The sequence below is a fragment of the Mucilaginibacter terrae genome (genome assembly GCF_042679325.1).
GTDB classification, from domain to species: Bacteria; Bacteroidota; Bacteroidia; order Sphingobacteriales; family Sphingobacteriaceae; genus Mucilaginibacter; species Mucilaginibacter terrae.
On the sequence record NZ_JBHTMJ010000011.1, the window covers coordinates 73,769 to 89,140 of the forward strand.

The window sequence follows — 15,372 nt, forward strand, 5'->3', positions numbered from 1 at the left end:
CCGATGCTAAATGTCGGTGTAATCATCAACTAATCGGTGCAATCATTTTAAAAATCGGTGTAATCAAACAAAAATCGGTGTAATCACATAAATACTATGGCATTTAACGACCAGGAACAGCAGCTCATTAGGCAGGCTATTGAACGTGCCGAAAAGAATACTTCGGGCGAGATCAGGATTTGTGTAGAAAAAAGCTGTTCCGAAGATCCGCTTAACCGGGCCGCAGGCTACTTTTTTAAGCTGGAAATGGATAAGACCAAGTTGCGTAACGGTGTGCTTATTTATTTAGCCACGGCCGATCATAAATTTGCCATTATTGGCGATGCCGGTATCAATAAAGTAGTACCTGCCAATTTTTGGGACGAAACCAAGGAAGCCATGCTCACCTGCTTTAAAGAAGGCAACCTGGCGCAAGGTATTGTTACGGGTATTGATAGAGCCGGTAAGCAGTTACGCCAATACTTTCCGTTTGAAGCCGGCGATAAAAATGAACTATCGGACGACATTGCCTACATGGACGGCGAATAACCTTATTATAAGATGTTTAAAAAAATATTCTTCCTGCTTCAGGTAATGCTGATAAGCCTTATGGCTTTTTCGCAGGATTTTCCGGCTAAATCCACCACGCTGGTTACCGATTATACCAACACCCTCTCGGCCGGTGAAAAACAGCAACTGGAAAGTAAGCTGGTAGCCTTTAACGATTCTACCTCTACCCAAATTGCTGTTGTGCTCATTAAATCGGTTGGCGATTATGATATTAGCCAGTACGGTGCTTTATTGATACGCGAATGGGGTATTGGACAAAAGGGCAAAAATAACGGCGTACTCATCCTAGCCGCCATTAACGACCGTAAAGTTACCATACAAACCGGTTACGGTGTTGAGGGAAGCGTAACCGATGCGCTTACCCAGCAAATTATTCAAAAAGATATAAAGCCTAACTTTAAGGCTGGTAATTACTTTGCCGGGTTAGACCAGGCAACCGATGATATTATTAAAGCCACCAAAGGTGAATTTAAAGCCGAGCCTAAAGCTCAACGCCGTGGCAAAGGCGGTGGCGGCAGTCCGGCTATTATCATCGTTATTATTATAGTCGTGCTCATCCTGATATTTAAAGGGCGCGGTGGCGGTGGTGGCGGCCAAATTATTGGTGGCCGTGGTGGTGCGAGTCCGTTTTGGTGGTTCTTAGCCGGCAATATGCTGGGCGGCGGTGGTCGTAGCAGCGGCAGCGACTGGGGAGGTTTCTCTGGCGGTGGCGGCGGTGGCGGCTTCGGTGGTTTTGGCGGCGGAAGCAGTGGCGGAGGCGGAAGCAGCGGCAGCTGGTAGTAGTCTTATTCCCCTCTTGAGAGGGGTAGGGGTGTGTTCTTCGGCTCGGCTTTTAGCCGCTTGGCGAATGACCCCACCCCTGCATTTGCGCAATGCCAACCGCACCCCCCCCCCGAGGGGGGGATTACAAAACTTTACTTTAAATTTATTAACACATCATGCCTGAATTAAAGTGGCAAGTCCTGAGTTCTGAGTACTTACATAAAGGTCCCTGGGCTACCCTTCGCAGCGATAAGTGCCGGATGCCAGATGGTCGTATAGTACCCGCTTATTATGTTTTGGAATACCCCGACTGGGCAAATGCCGTAGCTTTAACTGAAGACAATAAGATCATTATGGTACGCCAGTACCGTCATGCCGCAGGTATGGTTTCTTTAGAAATTCCGGGCGGTGTTATTGAAATAGGCGAATCCCCGGAAATTGGCATGAAGCGTGAACTGCTGGAAGAGACGGGCTATCAGTTTGATAATTTGGAATTACTTTGTAAGCTGCACGCCAATCCATCAACTGCTAATAATTTAACTCATTGTTATTTGGCACGGGGTGGTAAGAAGATACAAGACCAGCACCTGGACGAACACGAGCAGATTATTATTGAAGAATATACCATTAACGAGGTAAAGCAACTACTGGCCGGTAATAAAATAACGCAGGCTTTGCATTGCACTACGTTATTTTATGCGCTGATGAAGCTGGGTGAATTATAGTAGTTTACGGTTTTTTTAAATACTTATCTTTCAGCTGTTTATTATAAAACCTGAGTAAAACGGCCTGTATCATAGATCAGCTTTGTTTTTTAATAATTAATAAGTTTAGTTAGGGTGTTAATTGATTTTATATGCAGCCACCACATTAGGTGCTGCACCAGCAAGCTTGATCTTAACGCGGGTATTACCACCATAACGGTCTTCTTCTTTTATAAATTCGTGCCCTTTTTTACTGATCCAAAAGGATTGAGTATAAGCAGTACCGTTGGGTGCTTTACCTTCGGTAAGTAGTATCCAGCAATCTGTTTTGGTGTTATCAAACAAGGTCAGTATTTCACTGCCGTTTACCTTATAGAGCACAAAATTAGGCTGACTAACCCCGGCATCATAAAAGCTAATGGCAAATGCTTTACCAGCCGCCAGGGGCAGTTGTTCAAAGGTTTCAATGTCCAGGTTCCAATTAAATGCAGGAACCTTAAAATCAAGCTTAAAGGTTTTGAGTGCGTTGGCGGCCACGGTATCGGCACCGGTAATTTGCGTTGGCCCCCAGTTAAAGGCACGGGTATCACCGTGCAGGGTTTCGGTATGATAAATGGGCGCAAAACCGGCAGCGCGGTTTACCGAGTACGTTGTACGATAATTAAGGGTATCGGTACCGTACCAGTGCTGAGTGATCATGATCACTTTCTCGCCATTGCGCTGTCCTGCTTTAACATCGCGAACCCAATAGCTGAGGCCGAGCATTTTGCTTTTAGCTGTTTGCTGTGTGTAAACCAGGTACTGCCTTATTCCGGGTTTTAATGCCGATGACAGTAGCTTTCCACTTCCCGGGGTTAGGGTATCTACTGGAGTTTGGGCTAATGCGCTGCTTACAACACCCGCCCCCAGTACCATGAATAATAATGCGGTTTTTTGAAGTTTTTTGAACATTTGATGAGGTTTTATGTAAGATGATGAAACCGCTCAACTGTTACAAAAAGGCACCGGTATTCTCCTCAATATCATCTGTACCGGGGATGGTATTAACAAAAAAAGCCGCTCCTGAAAGTGGCTTTTTCTGTTTATTTACAAATTAACTTATTCTATAACTGTTACTTTAAGCATATTGGTTTTGCCTAAAGCAATAATAGGAACGGCAGCTGTGTTAATCACCACATCTCCACGCTCTACCAGGTTTTCGCCAATAAGGATGCTATTTACATCGCTGATGGTTTTGTCGGTACTTTCGCGCTCATCGTAAAAGAAAGCCTTAACCCCCCAAACCAAACTCAGCGCATTTAGCAGTTGCCTGTTAGAAGTAAAAATGTACGTATTAGCCTTAGGCCTGTGGCTCGAAATTTCAAAAGCGGTATAACCCGAAAAAGTCATAGATACGATACCTACCGCATTGGTATGCTGTGATAAGTGTACAGCCGACTCGCAAACCGCGTTGCTCAAATAATTTGGATTTGAGGAATCTTCTCGTGCTTCTTTTGGCGCGTTAAACGGATAACCACGCTCTTCTACGTTACGTACAATTTTGGCCATAGTTTCAATTACTATAACCGGGAACTCACCTACAGAGGTTTCGCCGCTCAGCATCACCGCATCAGCACCATCCAATACAGAGTTAGCTACATCGTTCACCTCGGCGCGTGTTGGGCGCGGAGTGGTGATCATGCTTTCGAGCATCTGCGTAGCAACAATAACCGGTTTCGATGCCGCACGGCACTTACGGGCTATCATTTTTTGCAGCAAAGGCACTTCTTCTAAAGGCATTTCCACGCCTAAATCGCCACGGGCAACCATTACGCCATCGGTAGCCGCAATAATGGCATCAATATTATCAATAGCCTCGGGTTTTTCAACCTTTGCAATTACACGCGATGCCTTACCGCTACGGCTAATAATACGCTTTAGTTCTACAATATCTTCACCGGTACGTACAAACGATAAACCTATCCACTCCACATCGTTTTGTAAGGCAAACTGCAGGTTGATCAGGTCTTCTTCGGTTAGGCTTGGGATAGATACTTTGGTATTAGGCAGGTTAACACCTTTACGCGAAGTTAAAATGCCTCCGTGAATGATCTCGCATACTACGGTATCTTTGCGGTTGGTTTCAATTACTTTAAGCTGCAATTTGCCATCATCTAATAAAATGATCTCGTTAGCCTGTACATCTTGCGGAAAAGTATCGTAAGTAATGTAAATATTGCTCTCATCACCAATGGCTTCTTTGGTGGTAATGTTAATGTGCTTTCCGTTCACCAGGTGAATGCCGCCGTCTTTTACGAGGCCAATACGGATTTTAGGGCCTTGCAAATCGGCAAGAATGGCGATGTTAGTTTTATATTGTTCATTAATTTCACGGATCAGATCAATGGTTTTTTGATGATCTTCGGCCCTGCCGTGCGAAAAATTCAGCCGGCAAACGGTCACACCGGCCTTTATCATGGCCAGTAAAACATCTTTTTTTGCCGATGCTGGGCCCATGGTAGCCACAATTTTAGTTCTGTTATAAGATAATTTCATATATTGGTTTTATCTGATCGTAATTAATTAACGTGTTAAGTGTGTACAGAGTACACTTTTAAAATTTGCGCTAAAATAAAAGATTTTCACGTGATTTTATCTTTTTAGGTTCAATCTTTACGGCGGCCATAATTTCGGGTATCTTGTTTAGCGTACTAATGATGGTGTTAAGGTCGGTATCGTCTATAAAATTTTTGATCATAAAAAAGTAATCTACCTCACGCATTTCGGGTATTAAGAGGCCTTCAGGGCCTTTATTGGCTATAAAATAGAAATCGGTTTCGGTAGTTTCCCATTGGTAATGGTATATAGAAAACAGGGCTGGTTCGGTAACTCCCTGATAAATATCAACTGCTAGATCGGGCGTTTTTTTTAAATTAAAATAAAGATATTTGTTAATAAAGTGGCAAACCCGGTAGTCTTTTAAGGGGGTATTAATGGCGATCAGCACAAAGTCCAGATCAATCTCAAATTTTAAAACCTTTTTGGTCAAAATGAATATATATATTTGAGCTGTAAAATTACAAAAGAGAAACCGTAGTGGTAAATTTTTGTTGTAATGAAATGCTAAGATTTTAGATTTGATATTTAACTAAATTTATTTTTCTTTGCACAGAATTTTTATTTAATCATTTAACATAAAATTATTATGTCTGATATCGCTTCAAGAGTAAAAGCAATAATCGTGGAAAAATTAGGTGTTGACGAAGGTGAAGTTACACCTGAAGCAAGTTTCACCAACGACTTAGGTGCTGACTCATTAGACACCGTGGAACTGATCATGGAGTTTGAAAAAGAATTTAACGTGGCTATTCCTGACGATCAGGCCGAAACTATTGGTACGGTAGGTCAAGCTATCGCTTATCTGGAAAAAAACGTTAAATAAGCTTCCTCAATAATATTAGATGGAGTTTAAACGAGTAGTAGTAACCGGGCTTGGCGCGCTTACTCCTATTGGAAATACAGTTGCAGAATACTGGAACGGTTTGATCAATGGGGTGAGTGGTGCTGCCTTCATTAAAAGTTTTGATACCACGCACTTTAAAACAAAGTTTGCGTGCGAAGTTAAAAATTTTGATGCCGATGCATTTTTGGGCCGCAAGGATGCCCGAAAGTTGGATCCTTTTGTGCAGTATGCTTTATACTCTACCGAAGAGGCAGTTAAGGATGCGGGATTAGATTTCAACAAACTGGATACCAATCGTATTGGTGTAATCTGGGGTTCGGGTATCGGGGGGTTAAAAACATTTTTGGATGAAGTGGTTAACTTTGCCAAGGGTGATGGTACGCCGCGCTTTAACCCTTTTTTTATTCCTAAAATGATAGCTGATATTGCTCCCGGGCATATCTCTATTAAATATGGTTTAAGGGGACCAAATTTTACCACCGTATCGGCGTGTGCTTCATCCAACAATTCTTTAATAGATGCTTTTACCTATATTCGTTTAGGCAGGGCCAACATGTTTATCAGCGGTGGTTCCGAAGCCATTATTAACGAAGCGGGCATAGGTGGGTTTAACGCCATGCATGCCCTCAGCACACGTAATGACGACCCGCCTACAGCTTCACGTCCGTTTGATTTAGACCGTGATGGTTTTGTAGCTGGTGAAGGTGCCGGAACCATTATACTGGAAGAACTGGAACACGCTAAAGCGCGTGGAGCAAAAATTTATGCCGAAATGATGGGCGGGGGTATGAGTGCCGATGCTTACCACATGACGGCTCCGCACCCTGAAGGTTTGGGCGCGGCCCTGGTAATGAAAGCGGCCCTGGAAGATGCGGGTATGACTCCTGCAGACATTGATTATGTAAATGTACACGGTACATCAACTCCCATAGGTGACCCGCAAGAGATTAAAGCTATATCGGAAGCTTACGGCGACGAGTTATATCGAATAAACATTAGTTCAACCAAATCTATGACCGGGCATTTGCTGGGAGCAGCTGGTGCGGTGGAAGCAATAGCGGCTATTTTAGCCGTCAAAAATGATTTGGTGCCGCCCACTATTAATCATTTTACCGACGATCCTGCCTTTGACCCGCGTATTAATTTTACGTTTAATAAGGCTCAGCACCGTGTGGTTAGGGCTGCACAAAGCAATGGTTTTGGCTTTGGTGGGCATAATGCTTCGGTAATATTTAAAAAATACGAAGAATAAAATTCGTTTTAATGCCAATTAGCCGGTTATACAAGCTTTACTTATCGCCTCATAGAAAATACGTAAAATCATTAAAGAATTTGCTCGGCTTTGTGCCGGGCAATTTGTCTTTATACCGTTTGGCTTTCAGGCATAAATCGGTTGCTCAGTCTGTAAAAAAAGGTGTTAAAAACAGTAATGAGCGTTTAGAGTTTTTGGGCGATGCTGTTTTAGGTAGCGTAGTGGCCGAGGTGCTTTTTAAAATGTACCCTTATGAAGATGAAGGCTTTTTAACCGAACTGCGTTCTAAAATTGTTAACCGCAATAATTTAAACCAGCTGGCCCGTAAGCTGGGGTTCGATCAGTTGATACAATATGATAACCGCATGGTCAATTCAACCCGCCAGGGCTCGTTACTGGGCGATGCTTTTGAGGCCCTGATTGGTGCCGTTTATTTGGATAAGGGGTACGATTTTACCAAGAGCTTCCTTATTAACCATATCATTAAGGCACATATCGATATCCATACCCTCGAACAAACCGAGACTAACTTTAAAAGCAAACTGATTGAATGGTGCCAGCGCCACGGCAAAGATGTGCTCTTTGAACTTACCCAAAACCAGGACGGCGAAAGCAATAAATTATTTACCGTACAGGTAAATATTGATGGCGATATTATGGGCCTGGGTAAAGAATTTAGTAAAAAGAACGCCGAAAAATTAGCTGCTGAAAAGGCCTGTGAAGCGTTGGGGATTTGAGTTAAGAAGTCGGGCGAGTCCGTTAGTTATTAAGATAAAATTCAAATTTGTTGTTATCAAGATTTTGACAAGCATTCTGCTGCAAATCTTTTTTAAGTTTGTGTATGGAGACGCTAATTGTACATCCCAAAACTAAAGAACAACTTGCAGCTTTAAAGGCTTTTATTAAAGCACTAAAAATTGACTTCAAGTCAGAAAAGAGCCCTTATGACCCTGCGTTTGTAAAAAAGATCCTTCAAGGTAAAGAAGATATTAAGAATGGCAAAGGGACTAAAATTGCTGTTGGAGAAATATCAATTAAGCACACTACATCTCACGGACTAACCGACCATAGACTTACGATCCTGGATTACTATTCAGCTTAGGCAAGGGCGGCAAAGTCTTACTCTTATTATACCCTAACATACTCCGGTTAATAAATAGGATCACTTCATAATCATTCCACTTTAAAACTTCGGGGTAGGGCGGACTATACATCAGCATAAATTGCTGGATCTCTTCATCGGGCAGTTTGGTGATTCGTTTAACCAGTTCTACCGTATAGCGTTTATTAACTTCGGTTTGCTGATTTTCACGCTGCATTTGCGCCGCAAAATGACGTGCTTGTCCGGGTCCTTTTCCAAACAACTCATAAAAACCTGTAATTGGTGAGGATAGGAAAGATAAAGCAGGCGGTTTCCCATTATAATAAATACCCTTGCTGCGGTAGGTGTCCATAATTTCTTTTTGCTCCTGTTTCTTGGTTTTAGCCTTTACAAAAACTTCATCTAACTGCAGGGCGGGCACCATAAACACCATTATCTGTTTTTGCTCTTTAACAATTAGCCGCTGATCGGTAAAGCCGGCTTTTGAAAATAAAAGTGTATCGGTAGGGGCGGCAGTGATGCTGAACATGCCCACATCTGAGCTGTACACCAACACCGGGTGTTGCAAATTGGTAATGGTTACCTGCGCTACGCGGTCGGATGTTTTGTTATTATAAGTGATGCCGGTAATGGGTATTATGGTTTGTGCAGAAGCAAAAAAAGGCAGTAAAACAACTCCAATTCCCAATAAAATAGCTTTAGGCAGCCCGCACAGTATTCTCATTATAGGCAAATTTACATATTAATGCTGGCAGCTGTCTGTTAAAAAAGGTTAAGCTTTACAAATCACCCACTCATTTGCCCGGTACCAAATCACAGATTAAGTAAAAAACCCTATCTTTGCACATGATAAAATCCATGACAGGGTATGGAATTGCAGCCCACGATGCTGGCAGCACTAAGTACACCGTTGAGATCAAATCCCTGAACAGCAAGTTTCTGGAACTTTCCCTGCGAATCCCCAAAGCTTTTTCTGAAAAGGAATTTCAGCTGCGCACCGAGTGCAATAAACAAATTGAACGCGGAAAAGTAAACCTTAGTATTAATGTAGAGCAAGCCGGATCGGTACTTAAAGCTGCCGGTATAGATACCAAACTCCTTAAACATTATTATGATCAGCTTAAAGCTGTAAGCGATGAGCTGAACGAGCCGGGCGGCAACCTATTACAACTGGCTTTAGGTTTACCCGAAGTAGTTAAATATACCGAAGATACTATTAGCGAAGAAGAATGGAAGCTGGTAGACAGTACCTTTAAACAGGCGCTGGCAAACTTTCAGCAATTTAGGGCCGATGAAGGCAATGTGCTGCAACAGGAAGTGACCGGTCGTATTCAAACCATTATGCACAACCTGGAACTGGTGGAAATAGAAGAGCCAAAACGTATTCCATTGATCCGTGAACGCCTGAACCAATACTTGGCCGATGCCATAGGTGGCGATAATATTGACAAGAACCGCTTTGAGCAGGAACTCATTTATTATATTGATAAACTGGACGTAACTGAAGAGAAAGTACGCCTGAAAACCCACTGCCTTTACTTTTTAGAAACGCTGAAAAGCCCGGATGCAAACGGTAAAAAGCTGGGCTTCATTTCGCAGGAAATTGGCCGCGAAATTAATACCCTGGGCTCTAAAGCTAACGATGCCGCCATGCAAAAACTGGTAGTAGGCATGAAAGAAGAACTCGAAAAGATAAAAGAACAATTGCTGAACGTATTGTAGTTGAGTAAGATGTACAGATGCGGTAATGTGCAAAAGTGCAAATGAGGTAAAGCAATAACTGATCAAATAATTAAAAATCTGCATATCTGCACATTCGCACATTTGCAAACCAAATAGTACTCATGCCCCAAGGTAAACTGCTCATATTTTCTGCTCCGTCTGGCGCTGGTAAAACCACCATTGTACATCACCTGCTTACTAAGTTTCCCGAACTGGAATTTTCTATATCGGCTACCACGCGAGAAAAACGTGGCGACGAGGTACATGCGCAGGATTATTATTTTATCAGCATTAAAGAATTTTTGCACCGCATTGCCAAAAAGCAGTTCGTAGAATTTGAAGAAGTTTACACGGGTACTTTTTACGGTACCCTGCGCCAGGAGATTGAGCGTATTTGGGCTAAAGGCAAAACTGTTATTTTTGATATTGACGTAGAGGGCGGTCTGCACCTGAAACGTAAGTACCAAGACCAAGCGCTGGCTATATTTGTACAACCCCCATCGTTAGAAGTGTTGAAAGAGCGTTTAACAGGCCGGGGTACAGATAGCGAAGCCAAGCTGAAAGAGCGTTTTGATAAGGCTGAAAAAGAACTGAATTACGCCCCGCGTTTTGATGTGATCCTGAAAAATTTTGAGTTAGATGTAGCTTGCAAGGAAGCCGAACAATTAGTGGGTGACTTTTTGAAAGGATAGTTCAGTTTGCAGTTGGTAGTTTGCAGTTGACAAACCGGAATGGGAACATACAAGGATTTATTGCTTTATAGAAGAACCTTTGATCTGGCTATGGAAATATTCCATATCACTAAAAGCTTTCCTAAAGAAGAACGATATTCACTCATTGATCAAATAAGAAGGTCTTCCCGGTCTGCAAATATCTGTACAGTTGAGGCCTACCGGAAACGTAGGTATCCGAATTATTTTATTAGCAAGCTAACCGACGTTGACATGGAAAACAGTGAAACGCAAGGCTGGCTGCAGTTCGCATTAGCTTGCAATTATATTAATCAGGATATTTTTAGTAAATTAACAGGGCAAAGTGAAGAGGTAGGTAAGCTGGTGAACTTTATGATAAATAATCCAGATAGATTTGGAGCAATATCTGCCTAATAGTCATTTGCGAATTGAAACTGATAACTGCAAACTAATAACTGCAAACTGATGAAAATAGGCTTGCTTTTCGGTTCTTTTAACCCTATTCACATTGGTCACCTGATTATTGCCAATTACATGGCAAATTATACCGATCTGGACAAGGTATGGCTGGTGGTTACCCCGCAAAACCCATTTAAAAAATATGGTGGTTTAATTAACACGTACGACCGCCTGGAGATGGCCCGGCTGGCTACCGACAATGCCGACAACCTGGAAGTAAGCGATGTAGAGATCAAGCTACCACAGCCATCGTACACCATTGATACCCTAACTCATTTAACCGAGCAATACCCGCAGCACGAATTTGCCGTAATTATGGGCTCCGATAATTTGGCCAGTTTGCATAAGTGGAAAAACTACAAACTTATTCTGCGCGATTATAAAGTGTTTGTGTACCCGCGGCCCGGTTATGAAAACGCCGAACTGGCCTCCCATCCGTCGGTCACCATCACCATGACCCCGCAAATGGAACTCTCCGCCACGTTCATCCGTCAAGCCATCGCCGATAAAAAGAACGTACAATATTTTGTGCCCGATGCCGTGCTCAATTTTATTGAGAGCAAGAATTTGTACAGGTAGGATTTCAGAGCATAGAATATAGAGTCAAGAATAAAGATTGTGGAAGTATCTTTTCAAATTTTGCATCTATATCTTGATTCCTGATTCTGTACTCTTGATTCTAAATCCACTATCTTTGCTCCCGTGAGCGAGAAAACCATCCTGAAATTACAATTGCCTACCGATCCGCGCTGGGTGAAAAACGTTGTAGAAAGTAATATTGAAGAGATATTAACCGACCATGCATACTGCGAGCAAAAGGCGGCTACCAATGCCATTACCTTAATTGTACAAAACCCTAACCTGGCCGATGTGGTGCAGGAAATGGTAGCGTTAGCACAGGAAGAATTAGCACACTTTAAGCAAGTACACGATATTATTTTAGCCCGCGGCTACGTGCTGGGTAAAGAGCGTAAGGATAGCTACGTGGGCGAACTGTTCAAGTTCCTGAAACATGGAGGCACACGGCAGGATCAACTGATCGATAGGCTGCTGTTTTCGGCCATGATAGAGGCTCGTAGTTGTGAACGTTTCAAAGTTTTGTCCGAAAATATTAATGATCCCGAATTAGCGCAGTTCTATCACGAACTGATGGTGAGTGAAGCAACACATTACAGCATGTTCATTCGCCTGGCTAAAAAGCATGCCGGAACTATTGATGTAGATGCCCGCTGGACAGCCTTTTTAACGCACGAAGCGCAAGTGATACAAAATTACGGAAAGAGCGAAACCATACACGGTTAAGGCCCTCCCAACCCTCCCCGGGAGGGAGGTAGCCCCCTCTAAATCTCCCTCGGGAGGGGAGACTTTTAAACAAAACTTATTTTAAGCCCTCCCTCCCGGGGAGGGTTGGGAGGGGCTACGCACCACATTCTCCAAATAATTTTTCATCATCTCCAGGTCTACCACATCGTTAATATAGCCTATATACATATCGGGCCTTACTATAATAGCCTTATTTTGCCCCTCCTTAATTTCAAAAGCATCAAACACCCGCTGGTTTTTTATTGATGGCGGCAGATGAAAAAAGTTGAGCCAGCCGTTATAGTTCTGGCTGATCCACTTAGCTAAACTAAACACGTATAATTCCTGTATTGTACCAAAGGTAATTAGCGTAAAGCCAGGCTTGCTGCACCAGGCATGCAGGTCGGTTTCGTGTAGCTTTTTTTCATCATACACTTTCATATAAGGTAGGCGGTCGCCGGCCTTTATAGTACGTAATAAGCTCAGGTGCAGGCTCAAACTACTATTAGGATAGCTGATGCTGATTTGCGAAACACGTTTAAAAAATGCCAGTTTTAGTTTTTCGCTTTTCCAGGCGCGTTTAAGCAATTGTGGAAGCACCAACTTTTTAAACAGGTTAGCCAAAACGTTATTCGACATAATGAGCTTAAACGCTCTATCGGTTGTGTTCAACAACTCCCGGGCCACCGGCATGCGTTCGGCAGCATAGGTATTTAATATAGTTGGGTTTAAATGTTTGTTAATAACCCCTGCCAGTTTCCACGACAGGTTATAAGCATCCTGTAAGCCGGTATTCATGCCTTGCCCGCCAACGGGTGAATGTATATGTGCCGCATCGCCAATTAAAAAGCAACGACCCTGGCTAAAATTTTCGGCCATGCGGTGGTGCAGGCGGTAAGTGGTAAACCAGTTGCACTGTTTAATATTTAGTGGCTTGCGGACTTTTTCCTGTAAGGTTTGTAATATATCTTCAAAAACAAGGTCATTTTTAGCTGCCAACTTACCGGTAAGGTTACCCACAATACGGCAGGTATTTTGTTCGGGCATAGGAAAAAATGCGGCGAAGCCCTTGCCGGTTAAATGCATGTTCATTTGATCGGTATCGTGATCTAAAACCACATCGGCCAGGTAAAACTGGTTGGGGTAGCTATCACCCGTAAAGGGGATTTGCAATAGTTTACGTACGGTACTGTGTGCGCCATCGGCACCTATAATCCAGTTGCTTAATAAACTGTATTCCTGTTCCTGGTTGTTGAGCGTTACATTCACCACACCGGTACCTTTCTGTAACGTAATTAAGGTTGTATTCCAATACACCGGGCAACTGTGCTCGGTAAGGTAGTTGAGTAATGCCCTTTCGTTTTTGCTTTGCTGGTAAATGTGCACATAAGGGTAGGGTGTTAAGCCTTGCCCTACATCATTAATAGTAATAGATGCTTCCTGCTTACCGGCGTAATGAAAGTTGAGTCCTTTAGCTTGTTTGCCGCCGCTAATAACCGGCTCTACAATGCCCAACTGCCTGTAAATTTCCAATGAGCACGACTGTACGGCTAAAGCTTTCGACTGATGCGTTGGGCCTTGCCTGCTATCAATAATAACAGGCTGTATGCCATAGCGCAGCATTTGTGCCGCCATCATTAAACCAGATGGGCCGGCACCTACAATTAATATTTTAGCTGGACCTTGGGCAATAGGCATCATACAAATCAAATATGCTCAGAAAAAATTGGTTTGTGGCGTTAGGATTTATACAACAGAAAAATAGTTGGTTTTTTATGTAGATCGGGCACTTGTTTTTTCCACTCGGCAATAGTTTTGGTTTGCACCAGTTCATCGGCTGCGGTAAGGTTACAGGCTATGCACAAGCGAGTGGTAGCTTTGCAGGATTTTAGCACTTCGGCTAACAGCGAGTCGTTACGGAAAGGGGTTTCTATAAACAACTGCGTTTGGTTAACGCGTTCGGCCTGAGCTTCCAGTTCTTTAATACGTTTGCTGCGCTCCATTTTATCAATAGGCAGGTAACCATGAAAAGTAAAGCTCTGCCCGTTAAAGCCGGATGCCATAAGTGCCAGTAAAATAGAGCTTGGTCCAACTAAGGGCACTACCTTAATGCCACGGCGATGTGCTTCGGCAACAATGTCGGCACCTGGGTCGGCTACGCCGGGGCAGCCGGCTTCACTCATTAACCCAGCATCTTTACCAGCCAATAGCCCGGTAAAAAATTCTCTTATATCGGCAACGTTGCGGTTATGCTTGCCATAATCGTGGATTATCAACTGGTTTTGAGGAATGGTGAGTCCGGCTTGTTTTAAAAACTTGCGGGCGGTTTTTTCACTCTCTACAATATACTCACTAATTTGGTTAATAGTGTGGGTAAGGTATGGTGTAAAAGACTGGACCGCGGCATCTTCAGCAAGCGGAACCGGTATTAAATAAAGTGTTCCGGCGGGCATGGTGCAAATTTGGCTTTTTATTTTTAAATTAGGTTAATAATAAATGGGATGCCTATGAAATCGTTAAGCTTGAACTGGTTTATTGAAGGTTCTATTGACTTTGAGTACAAAAAATACGTTTTGCTGGATTACTTACAATCCATAAACCAGCATTTTCATCGGAGGTACTTATACCCAAACCTGGCCGATCTGGTTTTTCATTATAATAACCTGGTTCATTTCAAGCAAAATAAAACGGTATTGCAGCAAAACTTTCCGCAACGTTTAACCAAAGCAGATATGGAAGGCGTGAAGCTTACCTATGAAAAAATTGTACAGGACGATCATACCATGCACGAAATTGAGCAGATTATTACCTACGCTTTATGTAAGATGGACCCGGCTTTAAAAACCGGGCGTAAAATTTATGATTTTGTAGAGAGTTGCTTAGATATTGACCCTGTAGGAGTGATTCCTTTGCTGCCTTATGAAGGTTATTTTACTTTGCGTAATGGAATTGAAAAAACTAATCGCGTGTACGAATACCAGTTCACTTTGTTCGAATCACAAAATGATCAATACAGAGGTATTCATATAAACCTAATAGATACATTTGAATACAACCTGGTAAATACTCCTGAAGCCATTAAACAGCAATTAATCAAAAAACGCAAACATTTGCCCAACCCGGCTATGTATCATGTACAAAGCGAGATCACCTTTCCGCTTGAGGAAACCCTGCTGCCTGTAGCTAAACGCAGTTTGGTAAAATATATATCGGATGCAGCTTAATTCAGTTGTCGGTTGTCCGTTTCCTGATTTTAGTTGTCAAATAAAAAAACAATATCATCCCGAATGATAGTAAAAGATTATTTCCAAATTTAAATGATGAAAAGATTTCTCATACCACTCGAAATGACAATGCAATCAGACAAGGGGCCTCTCAACACTGGC

General features: G+C 42.7%; 19 protein-coding genes. 13 read left to right on the forward strand and 6 right to left on the reverse strand.

Translation table 11 applies throughout. The features are described 5' to 3' along the window. Positions 1-96: 96 nt before the first annotated feature. From ACFQ3S_RS09870 to ACFQ3S_RS09880, 3 genes are all read left to right on the forward strand, one after another. Positions 97-528, forward strand: a complete 432-nt coding sequence (locus ACFQ3S_RS09870; RefSeq protein WP_377163841.1) for a TPM domain-containing protein — start codon at positions 97-99, stop codon at positions 526-528. A 12-nt stretch (positions 529-540) separates the two neighbouring features. Further along, positions 541-1,329, forward strand: coding sequence for a TPM domain-containing protein (locus ACFQ3S_RS09875; protein WP_377163843.1), 789 nt, complete (start codon positions 541-543; stop codon positions 1,327-1,329). Positions 1,330-1,487: 158 nt separating this feature from the next. Continuing rightward, positions 1,488-2,036, forward strand: a complete 549-nt coding sequence (locus ACFQ3S_RS09880; protein WP_377163845.1) for an NUDIX hydrolase — start codon at positions 1,488-1,490, stop codon at positions 2,034-2,036. Positions 2,037-2,153: 117 nt separating this feature from the next. Here the strand turns inward: ACFQ3S_RS09880 and ACFQ3S_RS09885 are convergent, their stop codons facing one another. The 3 genes from ACFQ3S_RS09885 to ACFQ3S_RS09895 form a co-directional block, all read right to left on the reverse strand. Continuing rightward, positions 2,154-2,966 carry a DUF3108 domain-containing protein gene (locus tag ACFQ3S_RS09885; RefSeq protein ID WP_377163847.1) on the reverse strand — a complete coding sequence of 271 codons (813 nt, stop codon included), beginning with the start codon at positions 2,964-2,966 and terminating at the stop codon, positions 2,154-2,156. 147 nt (positions 2,967-3,113) lie between these two features. Further along, the gene (gene pyk / locus ACFQ3S_RS09890) at positions 3,114-4,550 is read right to left on the reverse strand and encodes a pyruvate kinase (protein WP_377163849.1); all 1,437 of its coding nucleotides are present in this window, start codon (positions 4,548-4,550) and stop codon (positions 3,114-3,116) included. Between the two features lie 70 nt (positions 4,551-4,620). Beyond that, positions 4,621-5,043 carry an IPExxxVDY family protein gene (locus tag ACFQ3S_RS09895; protein ID WP_377163851.1) on the reverse strand — a complete coding sequence of 141 codons (423 nt, stop codon included), beginning with the start codon at positions 5,041-5,043 and terminating at the stop codon, positions 4,621-4,623. A 156-nt stretch (positions 5,044-5,199) separates the two neighbouring features. Here ACFQ3S_RS09895 and ACFQ3S_RS09900 point away from each other — a divergent pair, with 156 nt between their 5' ends. From ACFQ3S_RS09900 to ACFQ3S_RS09915, 4 genes are all read left to right on the forward strand, one after another. Continuing rightward, the gene (locus tag ACFQ3S_RS09900; protein WP_377163853.1) at positions 5,200-5,436 is read left to right on the forward strand and encodes an acyl carrier protein; all 237 of its coding nucleotides are present in this window, start codon (positions 5,200-5,202) and stop codon (positions 5,434-5,436) included. Between the two features lie 19 nt (positions 5,437-5,455). Continuing rightward, entirely contained in the window at positions 5,456-6,709 is a 1,254-nt protein-coding gene (gene fabF / locus ACFQ3S_RS09905) for a beta-ketoacyl-ACP synthase II (RefSeq protein WP_377163855.1), read from the forward strand. A gap of 11 nt (positions 6,710-6,720) precedes the next feature. Then, positions 6,721-7,446 carry a ribonuclease III gene (rnc, locus tag ACFQ3S_RS09910; protein WP_377163857.1) on the forward strand — a complete coding sequence of 242 codons (726 nt, stop codon included), beginning with the start codon at positions 6,721-6,723 and terminating at the stop codon, positions 7,444-7,446. Positions 7,447-7,550: 104 nt separating this feature from the next. Next, the gene (locus ACFQ3S_RS09915) at positions 7,551-7,811 is read left to right on the forward strand and encodes a DUF2683 family protein (RefSeq protein WP_377163859.1); all 261 of its coding nucleotides are present in this window, start codon (positions 7,551-7,553) and stop codon (positions 7,809-7,811) included. On the opposite strand, the gene ACFQ3S_RS09920 is transcribed toward ACFQ3S_RS09915, so the two are convergent. Continuing rightward, positions 7,783-8,535, reverse strand: a complete 753-nt coding sequence (locus tag ACFQ3S_RS09920) for a hypothetical protein (protein WP_377163861.1) — start codon at positions 8,533-8,535, stop codon at positions 7,783-7,785. The two genes, ACFQ3S_RS09915 and ACFQ3S_RS09920, sit on opposite strands and share 29 nt — an antisense overlap. Positions 8,536-8,669: 134 nt before the next feature. Here ACFQ3S_RS09920 and ACFQ3S_RS09925 point away from each other — a divergent pair, with 134 nt between their 5' ends. The 5 genes from ACFQ3S_RS09925 (at position 8,670) to miaE (ending at position 11,986) form a co-directional block, all read left to right on the forward strand. Then, a complete protein-coding gene (locus tag ACFQ3S_RS09925; RefSeq protein ID WP_377163864.1) occupies positions 8,670-9,533 on the forward strand; it encodes a YicC/YloC family endoribonuclease in 864 nt (287 codons plus the stop codon). Between the two features lie 122 nt (positions 9,534-9,655). Then, positions 9,656-10,225 (forward strand): guanylate kinase, encoded by a 570-nt coding sequence (gmk, locus tag ACFQ3S_RS09930; protein ID WP_377163867.1) that lies wholly within the window; start codon positions 9,656-9,658, stop codon positions 10,223-10,225. Positions 10,226-10,264: 39 nt separating this feature from the next. Continuing rightward, positions 10,265-10,639: a four helix bundle protein gene (locus ACFQ3S_RS09935; RefSeq protein ID WP_377163869.1), complete on the forward strand. Its 375-nt coding sequence runs from the start codon at positions 10,265-10,267 to the stop codon at positions 10,637-10,639. 51 nt (positions 10,640-10,690) lie between these two features. Beyond that, complete coding sequence (nadD, locus tag ACFQ3S_RS09940) at positions 10,691-11,263, forward strand: nicotinate (nicotinamide) nucleotide adenylyltransferase (protein ID WP_377163871.1); 573 nt, start codon at positions 10,691-10,693, stop codon at positions 11,261-11,263. Positions 11,264-11,386: 123 nt separating this feature from the next. Beyond that, on the forward strand, positions 11,387-11,986 hold the full coding sequence (gene miaE / locus ACFQ3S_RS09945; protein WP_377163873.1) for a tRNA-(ms[2]io[6]A)-hydroxylase: 600 nt from the start codon (positions 11,387-11,389) through the stop codon (positions 11,984-11,986). Positions 11,987-12,067: 81 nt separating this feature from the next. Here the strand turns inward: miaE and ACFQ3S_RS09950 are convergent, their stop codons facing one another. Then, positions 12,068-13,687 (reverse strand): FAD-dependent oxidoreductase, encoded by a 1,620-nt coding sequence (locus ACFQ3S_RS09950; protein WP_377163875.1) that lies wholly within the window; start codon positions 13,685-13,687, stop codon positions 12,068-12,070. Positions 13,688-13,725: 38 nt separating this feature from the next. After that, positions 13,726-14,439, reverse strand: a complete 714-nt coding sequence (locus ACFQ3S_RS09955; protein WP_377163877.1) for an SAM-dependent methyltransferase — start codon at positions 14,437-14,439, stop codon at positions 13,726-13,728. A 54-nt stretch (positions 14,440-14,493) separates the two neighbouring features. On the opposite strand from ACFQ3S_RS09955, the gene ACFQ3S_RS09960 reads away from it, so the two are divergent. Then, positions 14,494-15,210 carry a hypothetical protein gene (locus ACFQ3S_RS09960; RefSeq protein ID WP_377163879.1) on the forward strand — a complete coding sequence of 239 codons (717 nt, stop codon included), beginning with the start codon at positions 14,494-14,496 and terminating at the stop codon, positions 15,208-15,210. The last annotated feature ends 162 nt before the right edge of the window (positions 15,211-15,372 follow it).

Coding starts and splice junctions, on each gene's coding strand:
- ACFQ3S_RS09870 (WP_377163841.1), top strand. CDS start 97: ATGGCATTTAACGACCAGGAACAGCAGCTCATTAGGCAGGCTATTGAA.
- ACFQ3S_RS09875 (WP_377163843.1), top strand. CDS start 541: ATGTTTAAAAAAATATTCTTCCTGCTTCAGGTAATGCTGATAAGCCTT.
- ACFQ3S_RS09880 (WP_377163845.1), top strand. CDS start 1,488: ATGCCTGAATTAAAGTGGCAAGTCCTGAGTTCTGAGTACTTACATAAA.
- ACFQ3S_RS09885 (WP_377163847.1), bottom strand. CDS start 2,966: ATGTTCAAAAAACTTCAAAAAACCGCATTATTATTCATGGTACTGGGG.
- pyk (WP_377163849.1), bottom strand. CDS start 4,550: ATGAAATTATCTTATAACAGAACTAAAATTGTGGCTACCATGGGCCCA.
- ACFQ3S_RS09900 (WP_377163853.1), top strand. CDS start 5,200: ATGTCTGATATCGCTTCAAGAGTAAAAGCAATAATCGTGGAAAAATTA.
- fabF (WP_377163855.1), top strand. CDS start 5,456: ATGGAGTTTAAACGAGTAGTAGTAACCGGGCTTGGCGCGCTTACTCCT.
- rnc (WP_377163857.1), top strand. CDS start 6,721: ATGCCAATTAGCCGGTTATACAAGCTTTACTTATCGCCTCATAGAAAA.
- ACFQ3S_RS09915 (WP_377163859.1), top strand. CDS start 7,551: ATGGAGACGCTAATTGTACATCCCAAAACTAAAGAACAACTTGCAGCT.
- ACFQ3S_RS09920 (WP_377163861.1), bottom strand. CDS start 8,535: ATGAGAATACTGTGCGGGCTGCCTAAAGCTATTTTATTGGGAATTGGA.
- ACFQ3S_RS09925 (WP_377163864.1), top strand. CDS start 8,670: ATGACAGGGTATGGAATTGCAGCCCACGATGCTGGCAGCACTAAGTAC.
- gmk (WP_377163867.1), top strand. CDS start 9,656: ATGCCCCAAGGTAAACTGCTCATATTTTCTGCTCCGTCTGGCGCTGGT.
- ACFQ3S_RS09935 (WP_377163869.1), top strand. CDS start 10,265: ATGGGAACATACAAGGATTTATTGCTTTATAGAAGAACCTTTGATCTG.
- nadD (WP_377163871.1), top strand. CDS start 10,691: ATGAAAATAGGCTTGCTTTTCGGTTCTTTTAACCCTATTCACATTGGT.
- ACFQ3S_RS09950 (WP_377163875.1), bottom strand. CDS start 13,687: ATGATGCCTATTGCCCAAGGTCCAGCTAAAATATTAATTGTAGGTGCC.
- ACFQ3S_RS09955 (WP_377163877.1), bottom strand. CDS start 14,439: ATGCCCGCCGGAACACTTTATTTAATACCGGTTCCGCTTGCTGAAGAT.
- ACFQ3S_RS09960 (WP_377163879.1), top strand. CDS start 14,494: ATGAAATCGTTAAGCTTGAACTGGTTTATTGAAGGTTCTATTGACTTT.